The sequence below is a fragment of the Gemella sanguinis ATCC 700632 genome, from assembly GCF_000701685.1.
Taxonomy (GTDB): Bacteria; Bacillota; Bacilli; order Staphylococcales; family Gemellaceae; genus Gemella; species Gemella sanguinis.
The window spans coordinates 69,063-81,526 of the sequence record NZ_JNJO01000004.1; the positions used below are offsets into that span (position 1 = coordinate 69,063).

Sequence of the window (12,464 nt, forward strand, 5' to 3'; positions counted from 1 at the left end):
AATTAAGATAGATGTAAATAAACAAAAATATTCTATTATAGAATATTGATACGATGATAATAACAAAAATAGTATATCTCATGTCTCTAACTATGAGGTATACTATTTTCTTCTATTTTATACGAGGTGTCTTTATTATGGAACATTATTATACAAATAATCCAACAACTAAAAGTTGTGAAAAAATTATTAGCTCAAAAATAAAAGACATAGATTTTAGATTTTATACAGACAATGGTGTCTTTTCTAAAGAAAATGTCGATTTTGGAACAAAGGTACTATTAGAAAATTTCCATAGTGAAAAGCAAAGTGCTGATGTTGCAGATATAGGTTGTGGGTATGGAGTTATTTCTATTTTCTTAGCAAAGAATAATCCGAACTATAATTTTACAATGGTTGATGTAAATAATAGAAGTCTTGAACTGTCTAAAAAGAATATTGAGCTAAATAAAATTAATAATAAAATAGAAATTATCGAAAGTAGTTCCTTTGATAATGTTAAAGGAACTTTTGATATAGTATTAACTAATCCACCTATCAGAGCTGGTAAACAGATTGTTCATAAAATTATGATTGATAGTTTTGAACATTTGAAAAGTGATGGGGAATTATGGGTTGTAATACAAAAAAAACAAGGGATGGCAAGTTGTAAAAAGCTTTTAGAGAATTTATTTAATTCTGTTGAAGTAATAGCAAAAAATAAGGGTTATTATATCCTGAAAGCTGCTAAGTAATTGACATCTTGTCTTTACTATGATAAAATGATATATTGCAAGTAATTCTATTTTTTGCTAATAGAATTGCGAAAATTATATAAGTAAGTAAGAGAAAATGTAAATTTTCTTTTTAGTTTTATAAGAGAAAAGCTGAGAGGTGACACAGTTGCAAAAAGTTAAATTTGGTAAGCACAGAGAAAGACGTAGCTATGCTAGAATATCAGAGGTAATTGATTTACCTGACTTAATTGAAATTCAGACATTATCTTATGAAAAATTTTTAGAAACTGGTCTTAAAGACGTTTTTAAAGATGTTTCACCAATAGAAGGTAATAATGATAAATTAAGTTTAGAATTCATAGACTATAAATTAGGGACTCCTAAATATAATGTAGATGAATCTAAAGAACGCGATGCTACATATTCAGCACCTTTAAGAGTGCGTGTCCGTTTAATAAATAAAGAACGAGACGAGATTAAAGAACAAGAAGTATTTATGGGTGAATTACCATTAATGACAGAAACAGGAACGTTTATCATTAATGGAGCTGAACGTGTAATTGTATCTCAATTAGTACGTTCACCTTCTGTTTACTTTACAGAAGATGATAAGCTTAAAGTGAAGAATATCCCTAATGCGTATAAAACAACTGTTATTCCTAACAGAGGAGCTTGGTTGGAATTTGAAAAAGATATTAAGGGACTAGTTTATGCTCGTATAGATAGAACTAGAAAAATACCTTTAACAACGCTAATTAGAGCACTAGGTTTTGAATCTGATGAATCAATTATTAAATTGTTTGGAGAAGATACAGAACTATTAAACACTTTAGAAAAAGATGAAAATCTTGATACAGGAACAGCGTTAAAAGTAATTTATGATAAATTACGTCCCGGAGAACCAGCTAACGTTGAAACTGCAAAAGCGACTTTATATGGAAGATTCTTCGATCCAAGAAGATATGATCTTGCTAAAGTGGGTAGATATAAACTTAATAATAAACTTCATGTTGGAGAACGTTTAGAAAACCAAATTTTAGTAGAACCAATTGTTGATACTGAAACTGGAGAAATTTTAGTAGAAAAAGGTACTAAATTAACTCGTGAAATTATAGATGAAATTTATGAAGAACTAGGAACTTCAGCTAACGTAGTTGAGTTTGAAATGAACGAAAGTCTTGATGGAAGTGACAGCCTAAAATTACAATTGTTTAAAGTTGTAAATCAAGTAAAAGTTGGTAATGATTTTAATGTTGATGAATTATTAGAAGATCAAGTTTTACATATAATAGGAAATGGTGCTCCAAATAAAGATATCTTAACATTAACTATTGCAGATATAGTCGCAAGTATTAACTACTATTTACTATTAATAAGAAATAGAAGAAATAGTGATGGATTTGAATATGAGTTAATAGGTCGTGTTGACGATATTGATCACCTTGGTAACCGTCGTTTACGTTGTATTGGAGAATTGCTTCAAAACCAAATTCGTGTAGGGATTTCACGTATGGAACGTGTTGTTCGTGAGCGTATGAGTATTCAAGATACTAATGAAATAACTCCACAACAACTTATTAATGTAAGACCTGTTACAGCTATTATTAAAGAATTCTTTGGAAGTTCTCAACTTTCTCAATTCATGGACCAAACAAACCCATTAAGTGAGCTTACTCATAAACGTCGTTTATCTGCACTTGGGCCTGGAGGTTTAACAAGGGAACGTGCTGGAATGGAAGTGCGTGACGTTCACTACTCTCACTATGGACGTATGTGTCCGATTGAAACTCCTGAAGGACCAAACATTGGTCTTATTAACTCATTATCTTCATTTGCAAGAATAAATGAGTTTGGATTTATAATGACGCCTTATAGAAAAGTAGAAGTTGACTCTGAAGGTCGTCCATATGTAACAGAAAATGTACAATATTTAACAGCTGATCAGGAAGATAAATATGTGGTAGCACAGTCTAACTCAAATGTTGATGAAAAAGGATATTTCTTAGATGATGAAGTTGTTTGTCGTTTTAGAGGAGATAACACTGTTAAACCTCGAGAAATGATGAATTATATGGATGTTTCTCCTAAACAAGTAGTTTCTGCTGCAACTGCATGTATTCCATTCTTAGAAAATGATGACTCAAACCGTGCATTAATGGGTGCGAACATGCAACGTCAAGCAGTACCTCTAATGGTAACAGAAGCTCCATTTGTTGGAACAGGAATGGAACACTTAGCCGCTCGTGACTCAGGAGCTGCTGTAATTGCTAAATATCCTGGTATCGTTGAATATGTTGATGGTGCAAAAATCAAAGTTCGCCGTATAGAAATATTAGATGGTAAAGAAATTGAGGGAGATTTAGACACTTATGTAATACATAAGTTTGTTCGTTCAAACCACAGTACATCATATAACCAAAAACCAATTGTTAAAGTTGGAGACAGAGTTGAGAAGAAAGACATTCTTGCAGACGGACCTTCAATGGACAAAGGGGAATTAGCATTAGGTAAAAACTTAGTTGTTGCATTCGTAAACTGGGATGGATATAACTATGAGGATGCTGTTATTATGAGTGAACGTCTTGTAAAAGATGATGTTTACACTTCTATTCATGTAGAAGAATATGAAACAGATGCTCGTGATACGAAGCTAGGACCTGAAGAAATTACACGCGAAATACCAAATGTTGGAGAAAATGCGTTAAGAAACTTAGATTCTCGTGGTATTATTCGTATAGGTGCTGAAGTAAAAGATGGTGATATCTTAGTAGGTAAAGTTACTCCTAAAGGATTAACTGAGCAAACACCAGAAGAGAAATTATTATATGCAATTTTCGGAGCTAAATCTAAAGAAGTACGTGATACTTCATTACGAGTACCACATGGTGCTGATGGAGTAGTTGCGGATGTTAAAATCTTTAAACGTGAAGATGGAGCAGAACTTGCTAATGGTGTTAATGAACTTGTTCGAGTATTTATTATCCAAAAACGTAAAATACGTGTTGGGGATAAAATGGCAGGACGTCACGGTAACAAAGGGGTTATCTCTAATATCTTACCTGAAGAAGATATGCCATATTTACCAGACGGTACACCTGTAGATGTTATGTTAAACCCACTTGGTGTTCCATCTCGTATGAATATAGGACAAGTATTAGAGCTTCATTTAGGTATGGCGGCTAAACAATTAGGAATTCACGTTGCAACACCAGTATTTGATGGTGCAAGTGATGATGATGTTTGGTCAACAGTAGCTGAGGCGGGGATGGCAAAAGACGCTAAAACAGTTCTTTATGACGGACGTACTGGTGAGCCATTTGATAGCCGTGTTTCTGTTGGGGTAATGTACATGATTAAATTATCTCACATGGTTGATGATAAACTTCATGCACGTTCAATTGGTCCATATTCATTAGTTACTCAACAACCACTTGGTGGTAAAGCACAATTTGGTGGTCAAAGATTTGGTGAGATGGAGGTATGGGCACTTGAAGCATATGGTGCAGCCTATACACTTCAAGAAATCTTAACATACAAATCAGACGATACAAACGGTCGTGTTAAAACATATGAAGCAATTGTTAAAGGTGAAAATATTCCTCGACCTGGAGTACCTGAATCATTCCGAGTTCTTATGAAAGAACTACAAGCTTTAGGTATGGACTTTAGAGTTATGGATAAAGATGATAACGAAGTAGATATGGGTGATATTGATTTAGGTGATACTATTGAATTCCATGGTCATCATGAATCAGAAGGACATAAAGAAGAAGTAGAAGAAACACAAGATGTTACTTCAGAATCAGGAGATTACTCATCACTTGCAAATATGATTACATCAACTGATTCAGAAGAAGTAGTAGAAGAAAGTGATGATAGTAACTCAGGATATGCATCACTTGCTAGCTTATTATTATCTGATACTGATGATTATGCAGATGTAGAAGATATAGATGACGAATTTGATGAAGAATAATAAAAATTTTACAAACAATCACAATAAACTATTCAAGGCTTTTATACAAAAAAATAAAGGAGGTATGCTCCTTGATAGACGTAAATAATTTTGCATATATGAAAATTAGTTTAGCTTCTCCAGAAAAAATAAGAAGTTGGTCTTATGGAGAGGTTAAAAAACCAGAAACTATTAACTATAGAACTCTTAAACCCGAAAATGATGGACTATTTTGTGAGAAAATCTTTGGTCCAACTAAGGATTGGGAATGTGCATGCGGAAAGTACAAAAGAGTAAGATATAAAAATATAAAATGTGATAAATGTGGAGTTGACGTAACTTTAGCGAAAGTACGTCGTGAAAGAATGGGGCACTTAGATTTAGCTGCCCCTGTCAGCCACATTTGGTATTTTAAAGGTATTCCTAGTAGAATGGGATTACTACTTGATTTAAGCCCTAGACAATTAGAAGAAGTTATCTATTTTGCTTCTTATATAGTAATTGATCCAGGTGAAACGGACTTCATGAAAAAACAAATTGTTTCTGAACGTGAAGTACGTGAAGCTCGTAGTACATTCGGAGCTAACTCATTTGTTGCTAAAATGGGGGCTGAAGCTATTCAAGATTTACTAGCGGAATTAGATATTGAAAAAGAACTTAAAGATTTAAAAAATGAACTTAAAGAATTAAGTGAAAGTAACTATAAATCAGGTCAAAAAGTTGTTAAAATAATCAAACGTGTTGAAGTATTTGAAGCATTTAAAAATTCAGGAAATAAACCAGAATGGATGATTATGAGTGTTCTACCTGTTATACCACCGGAATTAAGACCTATGGTACAGCTAGATGGTGGACGTTTTGCAACAAGTGACTTAAATGATTTATACAGACGTGTAATTAACCGTAATAATCGTCTGAAAAAACTTATCGAACTTAAAGCGCCAGGATTAATTGTACAAAATGAAAAACGTATGTTACAAGAGGCTGTTGATGCTTTAATCGATAATGGACGTCGTGGACGTCCAGTAACTGGACCAGGAAATAGAACATTAAAATCATTATCTAATATGCTTAAAGGTAAGCACGGTCGTTTCCGTCAAAACTTATTAGGTAAACGTGTTGACTATTCTGGTCGTTCAGTAATTGTAGTTGGTCCAAACTTAAAAATGTACCAATGTGGATTACCTAAAGAAATGGCACTTGAATTATTCAAACCATTTGTAATGCGTGAACTTGTTAAACGAGAATTAGCTAATAATATTAAAAATGCTAAGAATCAAATTGAAAGAATGGAAGATCACGTTTGGGATATTCTAGAAGATATCATTCGTGAACATCCGGTACTACTTAACCGTGCCCCAACTCTTCACAGACTTGGAATTCAAGCATTTGAACCAATTTTAGTAGAAGGTAGAGCAATTAGATTACATCCACTTGTAACTACTGCGTTTAATGCCGACTTTGATGGTGACCAAATGGCGGTACACGTACCTTTATCAAAAGAAGCGCAAGCAGAAGCTCGTATGCTAATGTTAGCAGCACAAAATATCCTTAACCCTAAAGATGGAAAACCAGTTGTTACTCCGTCTCAGGATATGGTACTAGGTAACTATTACCTAACATTAGAAAGACCAGGTGCTGTAGGTGAGGGTATGATATTCAAAGATGCTGATGAAGCTAGAATAGCATATCAAAATGGATATATTCACCTTCACACACGTGTAGGAATTGCAGCAAAATCATTTAACAATCCTACATTTACTGAAGAACAAAATAAAAAGTTATTAATTACTACAATTGGTAAAGTTATTTTTAATGACATACTACCAGAAGGGTTCCCATTCTTAAATGAACCAACTAAAGAAAACTTAGAAAAAGCAACACCGGATAAATACTTTGTATCTCCATCTGAACTTTCAGAAGGGGGACTAAAAGCGTTTATTTCTGAAAAAGAACCTACAACACCTTTCAAAAAAGGATTTTTATCTAAAATTATTTCTGAAATCTTCAATAGATTCCATATAACAGAAACATCAATGATGTTAGATAGAATGAAAGATTTAGGATTCAAATATTCATCAAGAGCAGGTATAACTGTGGGTGTTAGTGATGTATTTGTCTTACCTAATAAATATGAAATTTTAGCTGAATCACAAGAAAATGTTGATAAGATTACAAACTTATTTAGACGTGGATTATTAACTGAAGAAGAGAGATATCAAAATGTTATTGCACAATGGGCAAAAGCAAAAGATATAATTCAAGATCAACTTATGGACTCACTTCCAGCGACTAACCCAATATATATGATGAGTGATTCAGGTGCTCGTGGTAACGCATCAAACTTTACTCAGCTAGCTGGTATGCGTGGTCTGATGGCATCTCCTTCAGGACGAATTATGGAAATGCCTGTTCGTTCATCATTTAAAGAAGGACTAACAGTATTAGAATACTTTATCTCTTCTCACGGTGCTCGTAAAGGTCTTGCTGATACAGCCTTAAAAACTGCCGATTCAGGTTACTTAACACGTCGTCTTGTTGACGTAGCACAAGATGTAATAGTTCGTGAAAATGACTGTGGAACATCTCGAGGATTACGAGTTTCAGCATTGAAAAATGGAACAGATGAAATTGAAAGTCTACAAGAACGTTTAGAAGGTAGATATAGTAAAGAAACAGTTGTACATCCTGAAACAGGAAAAGTAATTGTTGAAGATGGACAGTTAATCACATTAGATACTGCAAAAGAAATTGAAGCTGCAGGTATTGAAAGTGTAGTTATTAGATCAGCCTTCACATGTAATAGTCGTCACGGTGTATGTGAGAAATGTTATGGTAAAAACTTAGCTACTGGTGAAAAAGTAGAAGTTGGTGAAGCAGTTGGTACAATTGCTGCCCAATCTATCGGTGAACCAGGAACTCAGCTTACAATGCGTACTTTCCATACTGGAGGGGTAGCAGGAGCCGATATTACACAAGGGTTACCTCGTATTCAAGAGTTATTTGAAGCACGTAATCCAAAAGGTAAAGCACTAATCTCAGAAGTTGACGGAACAGTTACTAAAGTAGAAGTTGATAATAACCATGTTCGTAGAATTTATGTATTAAGTGAGATTGGTGAAGAACGAGAGTATCAAGATTATGGTACAAGTCGTATGCTAGTTAAAGAAGATGACAAAGTTAAACGTGGTCAAGCCTTAACAGAAGGATCTATTGAACCTAAAGAACTTCTAGCTATTGCAGGTTTAGAAGCTGTACAAAGTTACTTATTAACTGAAGTACAAAAAGTTTATCGTATGCAAGGGGTAGAAATTAGTGATAAACACGTTGAGGTTATGGTACGTCAAATGTTAAGAAAAGTACGTGTTATCAATGCAGGGGATACAGATTTATTACCAGGATCACTTGTAGACATTCATAAATTTACAGATGAAAACAAAAAAATACTTGAAAAACGTGGGAATATGGCAACAGCTAAACCAGTTATTTTAGGTATTACTAAAGCATCTCTAGAAACTGAAAGTTTCTTATCTGCTGCTTCATTCCAAGAGACAACTCGTGTTCTTACAGATGCAGCTGTTAAAGGAAAAGTAGATAAACTTATGGGACTTAAAGAAAATGTTATTATTGGTAAACTAATTCCAGCAGGAACAGGTATGACTAAATATAATGATATAGATATTAAGTTTGAAGACGATTTAGAAAAAGAAATGGAAAATGAATTAAATAAACCTATTGAAGAAGAATTACATGAAGAATTAGGTACTATTTAATATAAACTGTCAATAGGAGTATAAAATTATTATATTCCTATTGACAAACATAAAAAAAAATTGTAAAATATATAATGTTGAATACAAAAGTAGAAGCACCCGTTTCTCACCTGCCAATGTTGATTGTTCAGGTTTATGTAGATGAAATGTAGAATTTTATGCTGGGTGTTTTGCACTCAGTTTTTTTTAATGCTTTTAGTATTTAATAAAATTTAAAAATAGGAGGTGCTGATCATTAGTAAAGATACTGCACAAGTAAATGAAGGTATTAAAGCGAAAGAGTTTCTTTTAATTAGTCAAAATGGTGAACAATTAGGGGTGAAAACAAAAGCAGAGGCTATGCAAATTGCAGAGCGTATGAATTTAGATGTTGTTTTAGTTGCTCCAAATGCAAAAACACCAGTTGCTAAAATTATGAACTACGGTAAGTTCAAGTTTGAACAACAAAAGAAAGATAAAGAAGCTCGTAAGAAACAAAAAATCGTAACAACAAAAGAGATAAGATTATCTCCAACTATTGAGAAACACGATTTCGAAACTAAGTTGAAAAATGCACGTAAATTCTTAGCAAAAGAAGACAAAGTTAAAGTTTCTATTCGTTTTAAAGGGAGAGCAATCACCCATAAAGAAATTGGACAGAAAGTTTTAGAAAACTTTTCTAACGAAGCTAGCGATATAGCTACTGTCGAACAAAAACCTAAAATGGAAGGTCGCAGTATGTTCTTAGTTCTAGCACCAAAAAAAGAGAAATAAAGGTTTAATATAGGAGGAATTTGATAATGCCAAAAATGAAATCTCACCGTGGTTTAGCGAAACGTGTGAAAAAAACAGCAAGCGGTAAATTAAAACGTAGCCGTGCTTATACTTCTCACTGGTTTTCAAGAAAAACTACTAAACAAAAACGTCACTTACGTAAAGCTTCATTAGTATCTCGTGGTGATTACAAACGTATTAGAACTTTATTAGTTAAATAATATTATAGAAGATTAATTATAGCGTAAATACTTATTTAAGTTATACATAAGGAGGAATTTGATATGCCACGTGTTAAAGGTGGAACTGTGACTCGTCGTCGCCGTAAAAAAGTTTTAAAACTAGCTAAAGGATATTTTGGTTCAAAACATACATTATTCAAAGTTGCTAAGCAACAAGTTATGAAATCTGGAATGTACGCATTTAGAGACCGTCGTCAAACTAAACGTAACTTCAGAAGATTATGGATCGTTCGTATTAATGCAGCAGCAAGATTAAACGGATTATCATACAGCCGTTTAATGAACGGACTTAAAGTTGCTGGAATCGATATTAACAGAAAAATGTTATCAGAAATCGCTATCCACGATGCAGCAGCATTCACAAGTATTTGTGAACAAGCTAAAGCAGCTTTAGCTAAATAATTATAGAAAATAAAAAAGAACAAACACTTTTTATTAGTGTTTGTTCTTTTTTTAATATACAATTGATCTTGGATTTTTCAAACTATTATATTTAGTCATAAGGATTTCATTGTATACTTCTTCGCCACGCTTTTCATATAATAATGAGGCCCATGTATACCATAATAAATCACAGAATCTAAGAAATACATCTAACTTTTTAAAATCACATTCTTCATCTGTGAAGTAAGCTTTTAGAAATGTAACAGTTTCTTGATAATCAAGATTATTTTCCGATATAAAACTTGCAATATCAAAATAATAATCATTTAATCCAGCATATTCATAGTCTATTAAAAAAATGTTATTTTTTGTAAATAAAAAATTACCTTCTACTAAATCATTATGACACAATCTATCAGGTTTATATACTTTTTTTAGTTCATCAATTATATATATGAAATGACTAATATCCATCTTGAAGTCTTCAATATCATTCAAATATTTTTCAAATACATTTATTGGGTTAAAAGTATTTTTTGCTTTGAATTTTTTTGAATGAAATTTTTGTAGTAGTTTAGCTATATTAACAATACTAGAAAGATTTCTTTGAGAAATAAAAGTTTTTGAATTCTTTTGGTATGGAGTTATTAAGTTATCATTTTTATAATAAATAGGTTTTAAAAAATAAGATTCGTCTTTAAGTAAATCCATAGCTTCTTTTTCATTATCTTTATCATTAATTTTCGTAGAATCTTTTGAAGTGCGATAAAAGTATTTATTATTTTCAGTAGTAATAATGTAATTCTTATTGCTAATACCATAACTAGTCTCATCAATTGAAATAATTTTTTCATTTAGTATTTTTTCTAATTTTTCACAACTATACATAATTTACCTCCTTCATACTAAACTTTATAAAAGCTCAGTTTAATTAATAAAAGTATAGATAATATTATACTTTTATTATACAATAGGTAAGTAAAACTGTAAAATAAAAAAGGCTTTCATAATTTACCTTCCAATAATAAAATTTAACATTAAAATACTATTTTTTTAATTATTATATTTAAAAACTTAACTAACATTTATGTATTTTTTTATTTAATATTTTTTTGAAAAAATAGTATTATAAATCATATGAAAGTATCTATGAATCAGTAATTTTACAGTATAAAGTTCAACAGGAAAATGCTCATTTTCTTGATAAAATATACCTTTTTTGGTATAATTATAATGTATAAAATATATTTATATACATTATGTTTCATTTTAATTATTTGGAGGTGTAAAATGAAAAAAATTTTTATTAATAGTGAGTATATTACATTATCTCAATTTTTAAAAATTGAAGGATTTATTGCTTCAGGAGGAGAAGCAAAATATTTTTTACAAGAAGTTGAGGTAGTTCTAAATGGTGACTTGGAAAATAGACGAGGGAAAAAACTATATTCTAATGATGTAATAGAAATTGAAAATCAAAAATATATAATTTCAAATGAAAATTAAAACTTTAAAATTATTGTATTTTCGTAATTATTTATCTTTGAATATAGAGGTACATCCCTCGCTTAATGTTTTAGTTGGTGATAATGCAAATGGAAAAACTAATATTATTGAGTCAATATTTTGCTTAGCATTAGGTAAGAGTTATAGGACGAAAAGCGATAGTGAGTGTATTATGTTTGGAGAAGAAGCCGCTGCAATGTCGTGTGTACTAGAAAAGAATGATAAAACACTAGATATAATGTTAGGTATAAATAATAGAGGGAAAAGTGCAAAAATTGCAGGGTTAAAAAAAACTAAGTTAACTGACTTTGTTGGAGAATTAAACGTTGTTTTATTTTCTCCAGAAGATTTGCAAATTATAAAAGGATCACCTTCTCTGAGAAGAGAGTTTATAAATAGAGAGTTTTATCAATTTTCTCGTATTTATCATAAGTACTATTTACTTTATCAACACTTGTTAAAACAACGTAATTCATATTTAAAAGATATGAGAAAAAATCCAAAAGATGAACTTTCTTTAGCGTATCTTGAGACTATTACTAGTCAATTAGTAAAAATAGCTATGTATATTACTAAAGAACGTGCCTTATTTATAAAGAATTTATCTAAACTAGCACAAAAAAATATGCTAAATATATCTAATCATAAAGAAGATTTAGAATTAAAATATAAAAGTTCTATATTAGATATGCTTAATATAAATAGTGTGGAAGATAAAGATTTTAATGAAGAAAATATTATTAAGAAAATAATGGATAAATCTTACGATGATATAATGAGAGGTAGTACAAGAATAGGACCTCATCATGATGATTTAGAATTCTTTATAAATAAGTTAGACGCAAAAATGTATGCTTCTCAAGGACAACAAAGAAGTGTTGTTTTGTCACTTAAACTCTCTGAAATAGATTATTTAAAATCTAAGACAGGTAGTTATCCCATTTTGCTCTTGGATGATGTATTGAGTGAGTTAGATAGAAATCGTCAACTAAAACTTTTAGATGCAATTAATGAAAATGTTCAAACATTTATAACAACACCTTCGATATCAGATATAAAAGAAGATTTATTAAAAAAAGCTAAAGTTTTTAAAATTAATAATGGAACTATTAGTGAAATTTTATAGGATATTTAA

Annotated in this window: 9 protein-coding genes; 8 read left to right on the forward strand and 1 reads right to left on the reverse strand. The window is 31.2% G+C overall.

What is annotated here, in order from left to right:
- Positions 1 to 137 precede the first annotated feature (137 nt).
- The 6 genes from T369_RS0103450 to rplT all read left to right on the forward strand — a co-directional run bounded on the left by T369_RS0103450 (position 138) and on the right by rplT (position 9,841).
- Entirely contained in the window at positions 138 to 734 is a 597-nt protein-coding gene (locus T369_RS0103450; protein ID WP_031551770.1) for a class I SAM-dependent methyltransferase, read from the forward strand.
- Between the two features lie 148 nt (positions 735 to 882).
- Complete coding sequence (gene rpoB, locus T369_RS0103455) at positions 883 to 4,692, forward strand: DNA-directed RNA polymerase subunit beta (RefSeq protein ID WP_031551773.1); 3,810 nt, start codon at positions 883 to 885, stop codon at positions 4,690 to 4,692.
- A gap of 71 nt (positions 4,693 to 4,763) precedes the next feature.
- Positions 4,764 to 8,444 carry a DNA-directed RNA polymerase subunit beta' gene (rpoC, locus tag T369_RS0103465; protein ID WP_031551775.1) on the forward strand — a complete coding sequence of 1,227 codons (3,681 nt, stop codon included), beginning with the start codon at positions 4,764 to 4,766 and terminating at the stop codon, positions 8,442 to 8,444.
- Between the two features lie 225 nt (positions 8,445 to 8,669).
- On the forward strand, positions 8,670 to 9,197 hold the full coding sequence (gene infC / locus T369_RS0103470; protein WP_031551777.1) for a translation initiation factor IF-3: 528 nt from the start codon (positions 8,670 to 8,672) through the stop codon (positions 9,195 to 9,197).
- Positions 9,198 to 9,223: 26 nt separating this feature from the next.
- Positions 9,224 to 9,418 (forward strand): 50S ribosomal protein L35, encoded by a 195-nt coding sequence (gene rpmI, locus T369_RS0103475; RefSeq protein WP_003145690.1) that lies wholly within the window; start codon positions 9,224 to 9,226, stop codon positions 9,416 to 9,418.
- Between the two features lie 63 nt (positions 9,419 to 9,481).
- A complete protein-coding gene (gene rplT / locus T369_RS0103480; RefSeq protein WP_003144917.1) occupies positions 9,482 to 9,841 on the forward strand; it encodes a 50S ribosomal protein L20 in 360 nt (119 codons plus the stop codon).
- Between the two features lie 51 nt (positions 9,842 to 9,892).
- On the opposite strand, the gene T369_RS0103485 is transcribed toward rplT, so the two are convergent.
- Positions 9,893 to 10,711, reverse strand: a complete 819-nt coding sequence (locus T369_RS0103485) for a choline kinase family protein (protein ID WP_031551779.1) — start codon at positions 10,709 to 10,711, stop codon at positions 9,893 to 9,895.
- 402 nt (positions 10,712 to 11,113) lie between these two features.
- On the opposite strand from T369_RS0103485, the gene yaaA reads away from it, so the two are divergent.
- Both yaaA and recF read left to right on the forward strand, forming a co-directional pair.
- Positions 11,114 to 11,329 (forward strand): S4 domain-containing protein YaaA, encoded by a 216-nt coding sequence (yaaA, locus tag T369_RS0103490; protein ID WP_031551781.1) that lies wholly within the window; start codon positions 11,114 to 11,116, stop codon positions 11,327 to 11,329.
- 37 nt (positions 11,330 to 11,366) lie between these two features.
- The gene (gene recF / locus T369_RS0103495) at positions 11,367 to 12,455 is read left to right on the forward strand and encodes a DNA replication/repair protein RecF (protein ID WP_233417876.1); all 1,089 of its coding nucleotides are present in this window, start codon (positions 11,367 to 11,369) and stop codon (positions 12,453 to 12,455) included.
- Positions 12,456 to 12,464: the final 9 nt, after the last annotated feature.